The 18,149-nt window shown below is 52.7% G+C and carries 10 protein-coding genes; 7 read left to right on the top strand and 3 right to left on the bottom strand.

Annotated features, from left to right (window positions below; all coding sequences use genetic code 11):
- Positions 1-30 precede the first annotated feature (30 nt).
- Positions 31-5,145, top strand: a complete 5,115-nt coding sequence (locus EFB02_RS03485; protein ID WP_122820198.1) for a SpaA isopeptide-forming pilin-related protein — start codon at positions 31-33, stop codon at positions 5,143-5,145.
- On the opposite strand, the gene EFB02_RS03480 is transcribed toward EFB02_RS03485, so the two are convergent.
- Entirely contained in the window at positions 5,142-6,653 is a 1,512-nt protein-coding gene (locus EFB02_RS03480; RefSeq protein ID WP_122820197.1) for a PucR family transcriptional regulator, read from the bottom strand. The two genes, EFB02_RS03485 and EFB02_RS03480, sit on opposite strands and share 4 nt — an antisense overlap.
- A gap of 209 nt (positions 6,654-6,862) precedes the next feature.
- On the opposite strand from EFB02_RS03480, the gene EFB02_RS03475 reads away from it, so the two are divergent.
- From EFB02_RS03475 to glgB, 3 genes are all read left to right on the top strand, one after another.
- Positions 6,863-8,119 carry a Glu/Leu/Phe/Val family dehydrogenase gene (locus EFB02_RS03475; RefSeq protein WP_122820196.1) on the top strand — a complete coding sequence of 419 codons (1,257 nt, stop codon included), beginning with the start codon at positions 6,863-6,865 and terminating at the stop codon, positions 8,117-8,119.
- Between the two features lie 166 nt (positions 8,120-8,285).
- A complete protein-coding gene (locus EFB02_RS03470) occupies positions 8,286-9,755 on the top strand; it encodes an NAD-dependent succinate-semialdehyde dehydrogenase (RefSeq protein ID WP_122820195.1) in 1,470 nt (489 codons plus the stop codon).
- 561 nt (positions 9,756-10,316) lie between these two features.
- On the top strand, positions 10,317-12,500 hold the full coding sequence (glgB, locus tag EFB02_RS03460; protein WP_122820193.1) for a 1,4-alpha-glucan branching protein GlgB: 2,184 nt from the start codon (positions 10,317-10,319) through the stop codon (positions 12,498-12,500).
- Between the two features lie 164 nt (positions 12,501-12,664).
- Here the strand turns inward: glgB and EFB02_RS03455 are convergent, their stop codons facing one another.
- Both EFB02_RS03455 and ybaK read right to left on the bottom strand, forming a co-directional pair.
- Complete coding sequence (locus EFB02_RS03455) at positions 12,665-13,930, bottom strand: Nramp family divalent metal transporter (protein WP_122820192.1); 1,266 nt, start codon at positions 13,928-13,930, stop codon at positions 12,665-12,667.
- 177 nt (positions 13,931-14,107) lie between these two features.
- Positions 14,108-14,593, bottom strand: a complete 486-nt coding sequence (gene ybaK / locus EFB02_RS03450) for a Cys-tRNA(Pro) deacylase (RefSeq protein WP_122820191.1) — start codon at positions 14,591-14,593, stop codon at positions 14,108-14,110.
- Positions 14,594-14,810: 217 nt separating this feature from the next.
- Between ybaK and EFB02_RS03445 the strand changes: the two genes are divergently transcribed.
- From EFB02_RS03445 to EFB02_RS03435, 3 genes are read left to right on the top strand one after another with little or no spacing between them, the layout of a single operon-like run.
- A complete protein-coding gene (locus EFB02_RS03445) occupies positions 14,811-15,749 on the top strand; it encodes an ABC transporter ATP-binding protein (RefSeq protein WP_122820190.1) in 939 nt (312 codons plus the stop codon).
- Positions 15,750-15,751: 2 nt separating this feature from the next.
- Positions 15,752-17,011 carry an ABC transporter permease gene (locus EFB02_RS03440; protein WP_122820189.1) on the top strand — a complete coding sequence of 420 codons (1,260 nt, stop codon included), beginning with the start codon at positions 15,752-15,754 and terminating at the stop codon, positions 17,009-17,011.
- On the top strand, positions 16,998-18,146 hold the full coding sequence (locus EFB02_RS03435) for an ABC transporter permease (protein WP_122820188.1): 1,149 nt from the start codon (positions 16,998-17,000) through the stop codon (positions 18,144-18,146). Before EFB02_RS03440 ends, EFB02_RS03435 begins: the two co-directional genes overlap by 14 nt.
- Positions 18,147-18,149 lie beyond the last annotated feature (3 nt).

Here is an 18,149-nt window from a genome sequence, read left to right as displayed (position 1 = left end):
TTGACCTTAAGGAAATCAGCAGGAGTTTTGATGCGCAATCCCTCAGCCAAGCGCCCTACCGCACTCGTCCTTGCCCTATCTCTAATCGGCTACATGATTGCCCTTATCGGGCCGGTTTTGGCGGTGGGAGCAGCTAACGCCGCCAACGGTAAAGTTATTAAATCTTGGAACGAAATCGGCTCGGTCATCACCGCAGATATTGACCTTAGCGATTCTGCTTTGCCCACAGAAGCTGCGGGACGCACCCTTACCGTGGGTGAAAATGTGACTGTTACTGGTGCGACTAACAGGACTTTTAAAGGGTTATCTTTTCGGGTAAACGAGGGACATACCCTGACGCTAAATAATCTAAACATCGATAACTCTGATTTCCCAGAGCGGGCGATGGTGACTGCTGGGGACGATAACGAAAACAACCGTTTGGCCTTTACCGGGGAAAACACCTTCACCCGCAAGCAGGCTACCTCGGATAACGCTTCTAAAGACCATGCCGTTCCTCTGCCATTAGTGCAGGTAAAAGCAGGCACCACTTTGAATATTGGACAAAACGGTTCCGGAGTTTTAAATCTGTTTAACCCGGATTCTCCCCGTTCCCAAGCTGCCCTAATCGGGACCCAATATTTTTCAGCTTTCGGCACTATCAACATTGCAGGCGGGGCTTTGAACCTAAAAGGTTCTTCCCAAAGTGCGGCTCTGATTGGCTCCGGGGGTGCCTTCTATGAGGTCAATCCGAATACTAATCCTAGCTGGCTCAACAACTACGACGAGACCCCTTGGAACGCGGGGGGCACTATCAACATTGCTAGCGGCACTATTAACCTGGAAAAAGATGGTAACCACGACTACGGCGGGGCTTTCATTGGGACTGGCCGCGGCGCGGTGCAACTCCCGGATTCGGCAAGTGCTGATTGGGCGCAAAAACATGCTGCGGTAAACATCAACGTCAGCGGGGGGCAAATCAATGCCCACGGTAATCACACCGCCTTGGGGGCGGGCAGCTTCACTACGCCCCTACAGGATTCCTCAGGTCAGGTCACCACTACGTTCACCCAACCTTATGCGCGGGTAGACATCTCCGGTGGCACAGTTCAGGTAACCCCCACTGCTGCTGATACCGGAAATAGTGCGATGAATATTGGTTGCCGTGGGGTGGGCAACTGGAACAAAAATTTTGCCAGTTTTGACTGGCCGCTAGCTCCAGGCTGTGAAGTCGCGATCAGCGGCGGCAAAGTCACGGTGGGAACTGCTAACTCCAAGCTAAACCAGACCGGGGATATCGCGGCTATTGGATCGGGTCCCGATTCTGCCAGCACAAACGTAAATATTTCTGGGCAAGCGCAGGTAACCGCCTACTCCAATGGGCGCGGCGCCGCGATTGGTGGGGGCTACGCCTCCGGAACTTCTAAAGTCACTATCTCCGATAACGCTCGGGTTCAAGCCCTAGGAGTAGTGCGCGAATCCCCTGCTATCGGAGCGGGTGGGCTGCCCGCTGAGGCCGAGTTTGCCGGCAACTCTCGCCTAGATGACGACACCGTGCGCGGAGCAGATCAAAACCAGGTGATTATTTCTGGAAATGCACAGGTAAACGCGGAAACCGCAAAGGATTCTTCTGAAATCGAACAGCCCCTTAACGGTGCAATTGGCTCCGCCACTAACCGTTCTGGCCGGGTCGACATCACGGACAATGCTACAGTTACCGCCAAAGTGTACGGTGTTCGCCGGGGCGCAGTTATAGGTAGCGCAGGTTGGATTGATTCCTATGTTTCTGACCCCTTCAAGATTACAATTTCCGGCTCCCCCAAAGTACAGGCAGTAGTGCAGCCGGTGTCTCAATCAGGTGCAAAAAAGCTAGCTTACGGTTTAGGAGCGGCAATTGGTTCTGGATACAAGACCCAGGTTCCTGCTCAAATCACGATTTCCGGCAGTCCCAATCTGGACTTAATTGGCGGCCAAGCCAGCTCCGGAGTGGGACTAGGCTTCAAGAGTACCCGCGGAAACAGCTCGGTGACCGCCAACTTGGATGCGGACGCTAAGATTCAGGTAACTTCCCCCGTGGGCACACCTCGGACAGATGGCTCCGCAGTCCGCAGCGGTTTTTCTCTAGCTCAAGGGCAGAACATGCCGCTCGATACTACCGGAGGCAAGGGACAGGTTCTGAATTTGCGTTTTGCTGATGGCCAGGCGGACAGCTCTGGAAATCCCAAGACCCTGGGTCTGACCACGGCGGTAGATAAACTTACCCAAAACAAACAGGCAGTGCCTTTCAAGCTGGTCACCCCCGCGGGCAAAACTGTGCTTTCTTCTGCCCTCACCAGTACCCTTTACAACAACTTGGCGCTGTCGGTACCCCAGAAGGGGAACTATTACCTGCAATCGGGGGTATCCCCCAGCTTGTTCGCCTATCACGGCGACAAGAACGCGGCAGATGCCTTCATCTTCCCGGTTAACGGGTCAATTTACACCCAGGACGGACTGCTGTGGGCACCGGGTTATTCCTTAAAGTACCAGGTAGCAGGCGATGGTGGCTCACTCCCTCCGGCTTACAGCACTGCGCGCTACCTGCCCCCAAACACTGCTATCGAGACCCTACCGACAGTCACCCTACCTGAGGTTTCTGGTAAGACCTGCGCGGTAGATCATTGGGAACTGAACGGCACCGCGACTGGTGAGGCCGAGATCGCTCAGGCAAAACTGAGCACCGACACCGTGGTGAAAGCCGTGACTAAGTGCGAGGATACGGTTACTCCCCCGGCTCCTCAGCCAGAAAAAACCGTATTCACCTGGAAGCTGCAAGATTCTAAAGGCCAGGCGTTAAGCGGCGGGCAGTTCACTTTGAAGGAAAAAGATGGCGCAGCAGTTACCGTACCAGATTCTGCTTCCGGTACTTTCACAGCTAGCGACCTGGATCCGGCTAAGAACTATGTGCTGACCCAAACCGCTGCTCCCAAGGGCTATGACCTGCCGCAGCAAACCAGCTATACCGTTACTTTTGAAAAGACCTCGCAGGGCTACCAGGCAAAAGTGAACGGTACAGCGGTAACCGGCGATGCTTTTGTCGTGCAAAATACTAAGACTCCGCTTCCTCCCCAGCCGGTAGCTTTCAACTGGAAGCTGCAAGATGCCGCTAAGAAAATGCTGCCCGGCGGTACTTTCAAACTGGTTTGCAACTCTAAACAGCAACAGATTCCCGCCGCCGGCACCGCCTCAGGCGCTTATAACGTGACTTTAGATCCCACTAAGGAATCATGCTCCCTCACTCAAAGCGCAGCCCCTGAAGGCTACAAATTGGGTGATGTCACCTCCTACGAAATTAGTTTCGTAGAAAAAGATAAGGCCAACGGTATTTGGGCAGCGGTGGTTGCCGGTCAGGAAACCAACACCGTTACCTTCACCAACGTGGCGCTACCGCAGCCTCCAGCAACTACCTCTTTCTCTTGGAAACTGGTTGGCACCGACGGCAAAAACCTTAACGGGGCAACCTTTACCCTCAGTGGTGGAAAAGCACCGCTCGCGATTACCTCGCAAGATGCGGCCGATCCCGGGGTTTACAGCGCTTCGAATCTTGACCCCAAGCAGACTTACACTTTGACCGAAACTGCGGCTCCCGCTGGATACAAAGCCGATAATGCCAGCTACAAGCTAACCTTCGTGGCCAATGGTGACACCTATCAACCGCAGGTAAATGGGAAGCCTTTGCCTGCTGCAGGGCTGGTATTTAAAAACGTTAAGCTGCCCACCAAGGCAGAGATTCGTTGGGAAGTAGTTTCCACGGCAGACACCTCCCAGTATGTGCCAGGCACGTCCTTTAAGGTGACTGCGTTCAAAGCTGATGGCCAGACTTTAGATGAAGCTAAATCTTTCACCGTATCTGATGCCACCACTTCCGTTAGTACTGATTTACATCAGGGCGAGGGACAATACCGAGTGATAGTCCCGGATGGTTCGCTCAATTATCAGATACAGCAACTAAGCACCAGCCCTGATTTTGCCATCAAAACCGGCGCTCAAAAGGTTACCTTCACGAAGCAAACTGACGGACGTTACCTCCAAAACGTTGACTTGGGCGGTCTCAAATTTGAAAACACCCCAGTGATTAAGACCGCGCAGTTCACCTGGAAACTAGTTGACAAGGATTCTAAGCCGCTATCAGGAGGCGGCTTCTCGCTGACCAACGGGACAGAAAAGGTCAATGTAACTGAAAATGCGGCGAATGCCTCCTTCCAGGCCACCTTGAATCAAGCTAAAACCTACAAGTTAGAGCAAATCGCCGCGCACCAAGGTTACGATAAAGATCCCCAAATCTACACCATCAGCTTTGAGAATGGAAAAATTCAGGTAGCGATCGGTGACACTGGAGTGGATCTTGTCGATGGCGTCCTGGTGATTAGAAACCAGAAAACCGCGACTCCCTCACCGGATCCCAGCCCCAGCACTGATCCGACCACGCCGACTACTAGCCCCAGCACTGATCCAAAACGGGTTAGTGGCAAGCTAACCTGGAAAGTGCTCGATGCTCAGCGTAAGGCAGTAGCCGGGACTTCTTTCCGAATTACCCCTTACGGGAATAACGGTAAACCAATTACTTCGGCAGCCTTCACCGTTAAAGATTTTGTTAGTGGCATCAGTACCTTTGCGGTTCCCACTGACCTAGATGCTGCTACTGGAGCCTACCGGGTTAATGTTAGCGACGTCACCTTAAAGTACCAGTTAGAACAGCTAACTACAGCCAAGGGTCTGCAACTAGCAGCGCCGCGTATGCTTTCCTTTAGCAAGGGAGCAGAGGAACAATGGTCGCAAACCCCTGCTGAACCGTTCGTTAATCCGGTTGCTCCCGAGGGGCATCCAACTACCGATTCCACCGAACGGCCGAATACGCCCAGTACTACACCCACCGCTGAACCCCAGCCAGGTGACAACGCTGGAGCAAATCAGATGTCCGACAGCCACGCAGGCGGAGCTATCGAGGCACCTGCCGATGCCTATATGAGCGGTGGCTCGATGGCCTCTAGCTCTGTAGCTGGTCCTGCACCTTCGTCACTGACTATTACCGGTGCTAACGGAGCCACCCTGGCTTTGATTTCGGCGATCTTGGCGCTGGGCGGTGCCGGGGTGCTGGCGGCTCGCAAGCTACGGGAAGAGCGTTAGATTTCCCGTCCCTGTAACGCAACCCAGGCAGAGGCTTGGGCACCGGCTTCTGCCAGGTTAATCCCCAGCTTACTTTGCAGTTTTTCCAGCCGTTTTACCACGGTGTTGCGGTGTATTCCCAGTGCCTTTGCCATCTGCTGCCGATTCCCCTTGGTAACTACGTACTGTTCCAGCAGTTCCAGCAAATCTGTCTCTCCCTGAATTGGCCGCAGAAAACGCTGGGAGAAAGCTGTTACGGTTTCTCGCCCCATCACCTGTAATAGTCCAGAACGAGAAATCTGCTCCCACCGTGCCACCCGCAGGCTATTTCCAGTGTGTCGCAGGGCTTGACGAGCTCCGGCCAGACCCGCACCAAAACGAGTAATCGGGTAATCCTGTCCTACTCCCGCCCGCAAATCTAAAAATTCCTTACGGGAAAAGTGAGATAGCGTCAAGGGGAGCGCCGTGACCGGAATCGCCATTTCCAGCTGGGAGGAGTGAAAACGCCACAACGGCGGGGGCATAGTTTTAGTCGCTGCCCGCTCGATGGTGGCAGTCAAAGCCCGCAATTCGCTCTCCTCTCCCGCTACTACCACCGGAACATACCGGCCACTAAGGATGCGAGCATGCGGGAAAGCCATCTCGGTCAAGATCTGCGCCGACCCCAGTTCTTCTGAAAGCAAAAGCTCAAAAGCTCGCTGCAATAAACGTGCATGGTACGAGGCCACAAAACGTGAGTTAGCCAAAGCCGACGCAATTAACAAACCGGCCTGAGAAAGCGCCTGCTGGTGCCACGGCTGCGGGAAGGCGCTCCAACAGGCCTGTAACCAGGCAGTTTCCTGTCCCAGAGCATTGATAGCAGCGAAAAGGCAGTAGCCTTCCTCGGTTTCAAAAGAAAGCGGAGAATTGGGGGCAGAAAACAGTTCCCAGGACTCTGCCACTAAGTTCTCGAAATCGGTAGTTATCGTAGGCGCGGCGGCCTGCGTTATTATCCTGCCCACCTTATCCCTGATTATTACCCGGGCTCCAATGCCCCGCGCCAACTCCCCAGTAATCATTTCTGCGCTGCGAGGCTGGGCAGAAGCGTGAATCAGGCGTTGCTGCAGAGCCGTGAGCTTATATTGTCCCGAGGCGGCTTCCGCCTCTATCATCCGTGCCACCTCTTGGGAAAGCGCTACAAAAGACTGATTGGCAGCGACCTCAATCAAATTAAGACCAGTTTTCCGGGCTGCCTGCACCAACAATGGAGGTACTTTGTCATGGCTTGCTCCCAAGCCGAATCCCAAGGTAGTAATTCCCCCAGCCACCAACCGCCGCGCGTATGCTATCCAGCCGGCTTCACCTTCTGGATTACCCGCGGAAGTAGTTAGAACTAGTTCGTTTCCTTCTAAAAAAGTAGCAGGATTTATTTGTTCCGAGGTTGCTACCCAGCGCAGCTTCGCCAGAGGATTAGGACACCACAGGGATTGAATACGTAAATGTGGTCGCTCCAATAGCGCCTGCACAGTAACCATATGTACATTATGCATATATTTATCGCGGCTTTAGTGCACTTTACACACTTACCCCCGACTTACGTCCTATATAGACTGAAAGTACTTCCACCTGAGCCCGGAAGTAGGTGGGGAGGGTACCAGCTTTAAAACCGAAATAACTTTCAGGTGGCAGTTTCCCTAATGAAGGCAAATTGCTCTTGCGGTACCAACCCTAATCAAAACCTTAAAGGAGATAAAAACATATGTCCGAGGATTACAAACCAAATCCCTACGAGGACGCGAAGAATCAGCTGCGAGAAGCTCAGAAAATCCTGGGTTTTTCCGCAGGGGATTACGAGATGCTCGCCACACCCCGGCGTGAAATGAGCGTTTCGATTCCCATTCGTCGCGATGACGGTAGTTACGAGGTACTGCACGGCTACCGGGTGCAACACAACCTCACCCGGGGGCCGGCCAAGGGGGGTATTCGCTACAACGAACACGTAGACATCGACGAAGTTCGCGCCCTCTCCATGTGGATGACCTGGAAATGCGCTCTCGTAAATCTGCCCTACGGTGGAGCCAAAGGCGGGGTAACCATCGACCCCAGCAAGTATTCGCAGGCCGAACTAGAGCGGATAACACGCCGCTACATTTCAGAAATTTTGCCCATTATCGGCCCAGAAAAGGACGTACCCGCCCCTGATGTGGGAACTAATGAACAAACCATGGCTTGGATTATGGATACCTATTCGCAGTTCCAAGGCTATACAGTACCCGGGATTTGCACCGGTAAACCGGTTTCTTTAGGTGGATCCTTAGGACGCGCGGAAGCCACCTCCCTGGGGGTAGTTCTCATGGTGCAGGCCGCCCTCACAAAACTAAATCTCAAGTTTGAAGAAGCTACCCTGGCAATCCAAGGTTTCGGCAAAGTAGGACGGGGAGCTGCGGAAATCGCACAGCGCCGCGGAGGCAAAGTAGTCGCTATCTCGGACATTTTCGGCGCCATTTACAATGCTGACGGCATCGACACCAAGGCGCTAGGCGAATACGTTGACGAGAAGGGCAAAGTAGTAGGCTTTCCCGGCGCCGAGCCCTTGGAGGCCGAAGAGCTGCTAGTCCTAGACGTAGATGTAGTCGTACCAGCGGCGATTGAAGGCGTGCTCACCAAAGATAATGCACCCGATGTAAAAGCCAAGATTATCGTGGAGGGCGCGAATGGCCCAACCGATTCCGCCGCCGACAAAATCCTGAACGAAAAGGGCGTGATGATCGTTCCCGATATTCTCGCTAACTCCGGTGGGGTAATCGTGTCCTACTACGAATGGGTACAAGGACGCGATAACTTCTTCTGGCCACTAGAGCGGGTACAAAAGGAAGAGGAAGAGCGGATTACCTCTGCTTGGAAAGACGTAGAGGCCTACGCCGAAGAAAAGGGCGTGACCTTGCGGGTAGCTGCCACTGTTTTGGCGGTAGAGCGGGTTTTACAAGCACACAAACGGCGCGGTCTTTACCCGTGATTGCCGTCTAGGCAGGAAAAACTGCCCTGAGGTGACACGTTTCTCCCCCGAGCGGATTTAGCGCTCGGGGGAGAAACTTTTCCCCTCTACAGACGGTAACAATATAAACTGAGCGCAAAAGCGCAGAAAAAGCGGTATTTAAAACTAACAGAAACCAGAGGCAATCATGGATAACGCAGAACTAAGGCAGTACCTAACAGACTTGAAGCCGGAGAAAGCCATTTGGATTAACAACTCGGCAAGATCAGCTGCCAATGGAGAAACTTTCCCAGTAATAGATCCCGCCACCGCCAATCAAATTACCGAAGTAAGTTGCGGTACCGCGGCCGATGCTCGCGCTGCTCTCAACGCTGCAGCCAGTGCCCAACCAGGGTGGGCGGCTAACTCGCCCCGAGAACGTGCCGAGGTCTTGCGCCGTGCCTGGGAACTGATGATCGCGTCCGCCCCGGAACTCGCTAGTTTAATGAGTTGGGAAAATGGAAAGGCATACAAAGATTCTCTTGCCGAAGCCTCCTATGCGGCAGAATTCTTCCGATGGTTCTCCGAAGAAGCAGTCCGCTCTGATGGCGACTTCACTACCCCGCCAGCAGGAGGCTCGCGCACCCTGGTCACTGCCCGCCCGGTCGGGGTATGTGCCCTGATTACCCCCTGGAATTTCCCCGCCGCAATGGCAACCAGAAAAATCGCCCCCGCCCTCGCCGCCGGTAACACGGTGGTGTTAAAACCTGCCTCTGAAACTCCTTTAACTGCCCTGTCCATAATGCGCCTCTTGAAACAGGCAGGAGTGCCAGACGGAGTGGTAAATCTAGTTCCCTCCCGTCGCTCTGCCGAAATTTCCAATACCTGGTTAGCTGACCCCCGGGTACGGCTAGTCTCCTTCACCGGTTCCACCCCGGTGGGACGCACCCTGCTGGGTCTTGCCGCTCCCCGGGTCGTGAACACCGCCATGGAACTAGGGGGAAACGCCGCCTTCATCGTGGGCGCTACCGCCGATGTAAATGCCGCTATCGAGGGGCTAATGATTGCCAAGTTCCGCAACGGCGGTCAAGCCTGCACCGCCGCTAACCGCATCTACCTTCATAAAGACATTAAAGAAGAATTTACGCAAAAGCTGTGCCAACGGGTATCGGCTTTGAAAGTCGGGGCGGGTCTGAATCCCCAAACCGAAATCGGCCCAGTAGTTAACGAAAAAGCGATGCGAGGAATAAACGAATTACTCGCCTCCGCCCTAAACCAAGGAGCAAAAGTCCTGGCTCAAGCACCTCTACCCGCCGATCTAGCCGGCTATTTCGTAGCTCCCACAGTTATCGAGGTACCACACGCCGACTCTCCCCTACTGCAAAACGAAATTTTCGGTCCGCTTGCCCCCTTAAAGGAATATTCTTGCGAGGATGAACTCCTAGAAATGGTAAACGGCACTGAAATGGGGCTGGCCTCCTATATTTATGGAGATTTAAACTGGGCGCTACATCTAGGAGAAAAAATCGAGGCCGGGATGATCGGGGTGAACCGTGGCCTGGTATCTGATCCTGCCGCCCCCTTTGGCGGAGTTAAGCAATCCGGAATTGGCCGCGAGGGTGCCCGCGAAGGGATTCGGGAGTTCCAAGAGGTGCAATACTTCAGCCTCGATTGGTAACCCCACCGGCTAAATCCCACCGGGTTTACGAAAAGTCCTTACGGCACGCGCGAGGAATAGATTCATCTGTTTCCCTATCCCGGGGCTGGCTCGGTAAAAGCACTCCGGGGACCCCGCTTTTCTCGCTTCAGCGAGAATAGGGAGTTATGGCAGCAGGCTAATAAGTATGTTTCCGATTAAAAAAGATAGTGACGGCGTGTCTGTCCCTCTCGTATCTTTTACCGGCCGCGCCCCTAGTGGGGTGACCCTTTACCCGAGCGCGGGGGATTAGTTTTATCCGAGTCGGCTAGGCGGGCGCAAAATTTGGAAAACGCCGCTATGTTTTCCAAATTTTGGGCAGGAGGAAAAACTAATTCCCCACGCGTAGCTTTAAATCGCGCACGCTCTTGGAAATCCGGGGGCGAAAAAATTCCGGATTTCGGGGCGGGTGGCAAAATTCGCCCCTGCACGCGTAGCAGTCCTACAAGCTACGCACACTGTTGGAACTCGGGGGTGGAAAAATTCTGGAAATCGGGACGGCATTCCAAAGAATTTTTGGGCGATTCGTGACACGCTATAAACATGAGTGCAAAACCTGTAGCTGTTGATCCAGATATCCTTGCTAACGTTGCCCATGGGCACTATTTTGACCCTCATTCGGTGCTGGGCACCCACGTAGGGGAAGATTCCGTAACGATCCGCACCATAGCCCACTTGGCAGATGCCGTAGAGATTGTTACCCCCAAAGGCACTTTCCCGGCAACCCATGAGCAAGACGGCATTTGGGTGACGGTCCTAGAGGGTACCGATATCCCTGATTACCGGGTACGCACCACCTATGGAGAGGAAAGCACAGAGCTAGATGACGGCTACCGTTATCTGCCCACAGTAGGTGAGTTCGATCTTTACCTGATTTCCGAGGGACGCCACGAAAAACTATGGGAGGTTCTAGGGGCTCACCTGCGCTCTTACGACACTGAGATGGGACAAACGAAGGGAGCATCCTTTGCAGTTTGGGCACCGAATGCCCAGGCCGTCCGGGTTGTTGGTGACTTTAACTACTGGGATGGCGAAGCATCCTCGATGCGGTCTTTGGGATCCTCCGGGGTTTGGGAGCTATTTATTCCCAATGTGGAAATCGGGGCTCGCTATAAGTTCGAAATCCTGGGTCCCGATGGCAACTGGCGGCAAAAGGCTGACCCCATGGCTCGTGCCTGCGAGATTCCCCCACTGACTGCCTCGGTAGTTACCGATAAGCATCATCAGTGGGAAGATGGCGAATGGATGGAGAAGCGGGCAAAAACTGATCCCCACAACTCCCCCATGTCGGTCTATGAGATGCATATCGGATCTTGGTCTTATGACACCCACTACCGGGATCTGGCTGAAGACCTGGTCTCCTATGTGAAAGATATGGGATTTACCCACGTAGAAATGATGCCGGTTTCTGAACACCCCTTCTACGGTTCCTGGGGATACCAGCAAACTGGATATTACGCACCCTCTTCCCGTTATGGAACTCCAGATGATTTCCGCTACCTGGTCGACAAACTACACCAGGCAGGTATTGGGGTGATTCTGGACTGGGTTCCCGGGCATTTCCCCAAAGATCAGTTTGCGCTCGCCGATTTTGATGGCACCAAACTTTATGAGCATCCAGATCCCACTCGCGGGGAACAACCTGATTGGGGCACCTTGATTTTCAACTTTGGTCGCAATGAGGTGCGCAATTTCCTGGTAGCCAACGCCCTGTACTGGTTAGATGAATTCCATATTGATGGTTTGCGAGTGGATGCAGTCGCCTCCATGCTGTACCTGGATTATTCTCGCCAGGAAGGCCAGTGGCATCCTAATCAATATGGCGGCCGCGAGAACCTAGAGGCGATTTCTTTCTTACAGGAAGCCAATGCCACTTGCTACCGGCTACACCCCGGCATCTGCATGATCGCGGAAGAGTCTACGGCTTGGCCAGGGGTAACTGCCCCTACCGATACCGGGGGCTTGGGCTTCGGTCTGAAGTGGAATATGGGTTGGATGAACGATACTTTGCGTTATCTGCGCGAAGACCCGGTCAATCGCTCTTGGCACCATGGAGAACTAACATTCTCCCTGGTGTATGCGTTCTCGGAACACTATATTCTGCCACTATCTCATGACGAGGTTGTTTACGGTAAGGGATCGATTCTGGCCAAGCAGCCTGGTGACTACTGGCGGCAATTGGCGGGGGTACGTTCTCTCTATGCTTATCAATGGTCTCATCCAGGCAAGCAACTCCTGTTTATGGGCGGCGAGTTCGCACAGGGAGCCGAATGGGACGCTAATCGCTCCCTGGATTGGTTCCTCCTAGATGACGAACGTAACCAGGGCATACAGTCATTGGTACGGGATTTGAACCATATCTACACCACCGAGCCGGCGCTTTGGGATGACGAACATACCGGGTTTGAGTGGATCGAGTCGAACGATGCTGAGCACAATGTGATTTCTTATGTACGCAAGTATCGTGATGATCACGGCGAAGAACACAAGCTGGTTTGTATCTGTAACTTTGCCGGAAATCCCCATGAAGGATACCGGGTAGGTCTGCCAGGAGGCGGGGAATGGGAAGAAATTCTTAACACCGACGATGCTAAGTACGGCGGATCAGGAGTAACCAACTTGGGGCAGGTCACCGCCGAAGCCATGGAATGGAATGGTCGCCCCTATTCGGTGGAGCTGCGGGTGCCACCTTTGGGGTGCCTGTGGTTACGTCCTAAAGAAAACTAATCAAATAGGGTCATTTTTGGCAAACTTAAAAGGTGGTGCCTTCCACGAAGATTTCTTCTCGAAGGCACCACCTTTGGTTTCTATTTAAAGTTTCCAGGAGTTTAAAACTAGTTTCGAGGAGGCAGCTAGCTTTCCGCGCCGCTACCCTCTTTTCTGACGCAGATCTATACGTCCACTCCCATAAATGTCAGCACTACTAGCAGCAGGTTCAAGGCAATAATCAAGATTGAAATCAATCCCATAATCCAACGCATACTGGTCGTATCCTGGTACTTGCCCATTAGTTCCCGTTTGCGTGTATAGGCCGCGAGCGGTACTACTGCCAGGGGAATACCGAAAGACAACGCCACTTGAGATATAACCAACGCCCAGGTGGGGTTGGGGTATAGCCAAAGAATCAACAACGCGGGAATCAGGGTAACCAGACGCCGGGTAAATAGTGGCACCCGAATATGCAGCAACCCGCCCATGATTTCTGAACCCGCATAGGCGCCTACCGAAGTGGAGGCTAGTCCGGAAGCTAGCAGGCCAATCGCAAAAATTACTCCGATTCCACTGCCCAGGGCATTTTCTATAGCACCGTGCGCACCCTCGATTGTGTCAGTTCCGCTTTTCCCCGCTAGTGCCGAGGCCGCCAGTAATAGCAACGCAATATTGACTGCTCCTGCGACGATTAGCGCATAGGCTACATCGTGTTTGGAGGCGCGTAACAGATGGGGAATGTCATGGGAACCTCGCCGGGGAAAACGATGATTCACCAAGGAAGAATGCAGGTAAATGGCGTGAGGCATTACCGTTGCCCCCAGCATGGAGGCAGCAATCAATACGGTATCTGTTCCTGCAAACCGTGGCAGTAATCCCCCCAGCATCCCGGCAGGATCGGGCGGGCTAATCACCAGCCCCGACAGGAACCCCACGGTGATGATTACCAGCAAACCGACCACGATAGTTTCAAACTGTTTTTGCCGGCGTTCATTCTGGAAAACCAGCAGCGCCAAAGACACACAGCCAACAATAAAACCACCCGCCAAAAGGGGCAAACCAAATAGGAGCTTTAAGGCGATAGCGCCCCCCACGATCTCTGCCAAGTCGGTGGCGGCTGCAATGATTTCCGCTTGAATCCAAAACGCGATGCGTTTGGTTTTGGGTAGCCTGTCCCCCAAGATCTCTGGTAGGGATTTGCCGGTAACTAGCCCCAGTTTTGCGCTTTGATATTGAATAACCACTGCCATCAGGTTAGCCAGCACTAATACCCACACCAGCAGGTAACCGTAGCGAGCTCCGGCGGTGATATTGGCGGCTACGTTCCCCGGATCAACATAGGCTACGGCCGCCACGAAGGCTGGCCCCAGTAACGGAACCAGCCCCTTCTTGGCAGCTATTTTAGCATCGGGCGCGGTCTGAGAATTTGGGGTCGACACCTTTTCCATCTATGCAGCTTCACCTTTCCAAATTGGGGAAACTAATTCATCTAATCGGAGTAGCAATTTCCCTTAGCGACTTTTCGGGCATCCCTTAGATAAGTTTCGTACACCCGAAACTTTACCTCGATTTTCAGGAGATAAAAAATCATGCAGGAAAACATTTATTTGTTCGAATGCCACGATTTAGGGGCGCGAGATCCTTCCCCGTTCCGCATTGATTACTCTTTGTAAATCTACCGCCGCGACTAAAATCTGATAACCACGTTTACCTGCGGATATATAGATTTTTTCTTGCTGAAAAGCTGATTCGTCGATCACCGTTGGGAAATCTTTCTTCATCCCCAAAGGCGAACAAGCCCCTTTTAAGTAACCGGTGAGCGGAGTTAGCTTTTTAAGCGGCAACATCGCGACCTGTTTCACCCCAAAACACCTGGCCGCAGCTTTCAAATCCAACTCGTGCGTAGCCGGCACTACCGCCACGAAGTGTTCCCCTGGTCCGCCCGCTAAGACCAGAGTTTTAAATACTAGATTCGGATCTACCCCCAGCTCCTGCGCAATCGTAAGGGCATCCAAAAACTCCCCTTTAGAAGAAACCTGAGTCATTTGCGCATCGATTCCCGCATTCTCGAGGATGCGCATAGCATTTGTTTTTACATGTTTCTTCCCCATAAGCTCACCAGCTTCCCGTAGGTGTTTTCTCAGCTAGTTTAGCCCAATCGAAAATTTGGGGACCAAAAACCTTTCTACCGACCACCTTTCTGGTGTTCAAAATTTGCAATATCCTTCGGTTAATTCTCGATTAACGCCCCAAGCTTGGGTAGTATCCTCTGATTAGGTTCGCTAAAATTACCTTGAAAACTAACTCCCTAAGAACGCGAGAACCGCCTTGACCAACATCATCGAAGTAGAGGGTCTAACCAAAGATTACCAGCAGTTACGTGCCCTGAATAAGCTAACTTTCCAAGTTCGTCAGGGCGAAATCTTGGGGCTGCTTGGCCCCAATGGCTCCGGTAAATCCACTGCTATTAACTGCATCCTCTCCTTGCTTCGTTTTAACGGCGGAAGCGTGAAAATCTTTGGAAAAGAAATGCGTCCCGATGCCTTCGACATCAAACGACGCCTAGGAGTGGTTTTCCAAGATGTAGCCGTCTTTAACGAGCTAACTGTGGCGCAAAACCTGGAATATTTTTGTGGCCTGTATGTGGCAGACAAGCGCGAACGCTCCGCGATGATTGCAGAGGCGGTTCAGTTGGTGGGGCTGCAAGACTATTTAAAGTTTCGCCCTAAGCAGCTCTCGGGAGGCCTGTTACGTCGCTTAAATCTGGCTTGCGGTATCGCCCATCAACCAGAGCTGATTTTCTTAGATGAGCCAACCGTGGCGGTAGATCCCCAAAGCCGCAATAACATCTTGGATGGTATCGTCACTTTGCGTGACCGCGGCGCCACGGTGGTTTACACCACCCACTATATGGAAGAAGTCGAGCAGATTTGCGATCGCCTCATCATCCTCGACAAGGGGGAAATCATTGCCCAAGGCACCATCAACGAGCTGAAACAGCTATCCGATATCGAAGAAAAAGTTACCCTGCAAGGGGTAGAGCTACCGCCAGCACTTAAAGAAAAGCTGGAATCCGATCCCCAAATTGAGTCAATTACCCGCAGAAATCGCTCAGTCCAGCTAGTTTACCGGCATGGACAAAACCACGTGTCTGCCCTCATTGCCCAATTGAGCGAGGCCAGGGTATCTTATGAGTCCATTTACTCGGAGCGTCCCACCCTAAATGACGTTTTCTTGCAGCTAACTGGTAAGGAATTGCGAGACTAGCTATGGGGCACCTGATCGGATATAACCTCAAAATACTACTGTCCAACCGCACCTTGGTTTTTTGGACACTCGCCTTCCCCATCCTGCTGGGATTGCTATTCAAAGGGGCGCTCGGCGACGTTGTCAATAAAGAAGCCTTCGACACCGTGCCGGTAGCGGTAGTAAACTCCCAGGTCTACCAGGACAGTACCTTTAAAATCGCTTTCGATGATTTAAGTAAGGAGGACTCCTCCCCTGTCAGCTCAGGAAACCAACCCCTGTTGAAACTGCGAATGGTCAAGACTGCAGAGGAAGGAAAAAAGCTTTTAGAGGACGAGGAAGTTTCGGGAGTAGTCGAGATTACTGGAACCTCGCAGGCAGGTAGCAGCCTGGATGCGAAAGCACATTTGACGATGGCTTCCAACGGGATGGAACAAACCATCTTGAAAGTAATTCTTGACGAGATCACCCAACGCACCGATATGATCAGCCAGCTGACGCAGCGAGAGATTACGGAAAAAGTTCGCGACCACTCTCCGCCTGATTTTCAGAATATTCCGCCCGGCACACCTCCTGCCTTTGATCCCGCCCAGGTTGCGGCCTCGGTTCAAGACAAACTCGCTACAAGTGGTTTTACTTTGCGTGACCGCAGCCCCAAATCCATGGACTTGCTAATGGCAGAGTTTTTCTCGCTACTAGCTATGGCTGCTCTGTATGGCGGCCTGTTCTCTATGACAGTGATGAACAACGCCCAGCCTCCCCTAGGGGTAATCGGCAGGCGAGTTGCAGTGGCACCGATAAGCAAAGCCAAACTGATTATTTCCGGGATGATTTCCAGTTACCTATTACAATTACTGGGGCTGATTTTGCTGGTAACAGCATGTTACTTCCTATTCAATATCGATTTTGGCCCCAATTGGGCATTAACCTTCCTGTTGACTTCCCTCGGTGCCCTGGTTGGATTGTCCTTCGGGGTAGCGATTTCCGCGCTCGTGCCCGGCGGGGAGAATATGAAAGTTGGGGTCTTGATTTCGGTCACTATGTTGGGATCGGTACTAGCGGGGATGATGGGGGGAGCTATGCGCTACGTGGTAGACCAAAAAGCACCCCTGGTCAATAAGCTAAATCCCACTGCTCTGATCACCGACGGTTTTTATAACCTTTACTACCACCCCGGGTTCGATGGTTTTTGGCAAGACGTCACCATACTGCTGATTATTTCGACAGTGCTCCTAGGTGTCTCCCTGCTCGTCCTAAGGAAGCAGCGCTATGACAGTCTTTAAAGGTTTCCTGCAGGTACTACTGCGCAATATTGCTTTCGTTATTCTCTTTACCACCATCATGGTGGTCATGGGACTGACTGCTTTCCAGACCACCCCTGGCGCCTCCGGCGATTTCACCGCTTCCAAACCTACAGTTTTAGTTATCAACCGCGGCAATGACACTGTCCTCACCCGGTCTTTTAACTCCTATTTGGCCAGACAAACCAAGAAAGCAGACACCGGCACTAGCGAACGCGAAATCGACGACGCCCTCTATTACCAAACTTTGTCCTACGTCGTTTACCTGCCCCGCGACTTCACCACCACCATCCTCAAAGGTGAAAAACCGGTGGTAGACGTAAAATCTCGCGCCAGCTTCGAGAGCGCCTCTGCCGAGGTATTAGTAAGCCGTTTCCTGCGACTGGCTACCGGATATGGGCAGTATTTAACGGACGAGGACGAGCTGGTCAAAGCGGTAGATTCTAGCCTGAAACTGGATAGTAAAGTCACGCTCACTTCACATTTAGATCAAAAAACCCTCCACAACGTGACCGCCCTATATAACTTTGGCAGCTACACTCTCATGGCCGGCGCGACTTATGTAATTACTATGGTGCTGGCCGCCTTTTCGGTAGTAAACGTGCGTAAACGTACCCTGGTTTCCCCGGCCCATCCCTTCCGGATAGACCTGAGCCTAATAGCCGGATGCGCGCTGATTGTAGCGTTCCTGGTGGCACTCAATGTGCTCTTAGCGCGATTGCTGCTGCCCGGCATTGCTGATACCGGACGCCAGGGACTGTATGCGCTTAACATTATGGCATTTGGGCTGCCAGTACTAGCCTTAGGTTTCTTAATGGCAAAAATTACCAATAACAAAGAAGCCCTCAGCGCCATCGTTAACGTGGTGGCATTAGCCAGTGCTTTCCTGTGTGGAGCTTTTATTCCCCGGGAACTAATGCCCGATGCGGTAGTAGCCGTCGGGAGAGCGCTCCCCACCTTCTACTACATTGACAACAACAATGCGCTAGCGGAAATGACCAGCTTTAGCGGTGCCGCCGCCTCGCAGTTCTGGGTAAATATCGGGGTGCAGGTAGTCTTCACACTGGTGTTATGGGGAGTTGCGATGCTAATCACGCGCCTGCGGAGACGTGCCTAAAAG

It is taken from the genome of Varibaculum vaginae (assembly GCF_900604285.1).
Lineage (GTDB): Bacteria > Actinomycetota > Actinomycetes > Actinomycetales > Actinomycetaceae > Varibaculum > Varibaculum vaginae.
Note: the sequence above shows the minus strand (reverse complement) of the source record. Positions and strands in the feature narration are given on the sequence as shown.

Excerpts from the sequence above, each read along its gene's own strand:
- EFB02_RS03485 (WP_122820198.1), top strand. The coding sequence starts at position 31 with ATGCGCAATCCCTCAGCCAAGCGCCCTACCGCACTCGTCCTTGCCCTA.
- EFB02_RS03480 (WP_122820197.1), bottom strand. The coding sequence starts at position 6,653 with ATGCATAATGTACATATGGTTACTGTGCAGGCGCTATTGGAGCGACCA.
- EFB02_RS03475 (WP_122820196.1), top strand. The coding sequence starts at position 6,863 with ATGTCCGAGGATTACAAACCAAATCCCTACGAGGACGCGAAGAATCAG.
- EFB02_RS03470 (WP_122820195.1), top strand. The coding sequence starts at position 8,286 with ATGGATAACGCAGAACTAAGGCAGTACCTAACAGACTTGAAGCCGGAG.
- glgB (WP_122820193.1), top strand. The coding sequence starts at position 10,317 with ATGAGTGCAAAACCTGTAGCTGTTGATCCAGATATCCTTGCTAACGTT.
- EFB02_RS03455 (WP_122820192.1), bottom strand. The coding sequence starts at position 13,930 with ATGGAAAAGGTGTCGACCCCAAATTCTCAGACCGCGCCCGATGCTAAA.
- ybaK (WP_122820191.1), bottom strand. The coding sequence starts at position 14,593 with ATGGGGAAGAAACATGTAAAAACAAATGCTATGCGCATCCTCGAGAAT.
- EFB02_RS03440 (WP_122820189.1), top strand. The coding sequence starts at position 15,752 with ATGGGGCACCTGATCGGATATAACCTCAAAATACTACTGTCCAACCGC.
- EFB02_RS03435 (WP_122820188.1), top strand. The coding sequence starts at position 16,998 with ATGACAGTCTTTAAAGGTTTCCTGCAGGTACTACTGCGCAATATTGCT.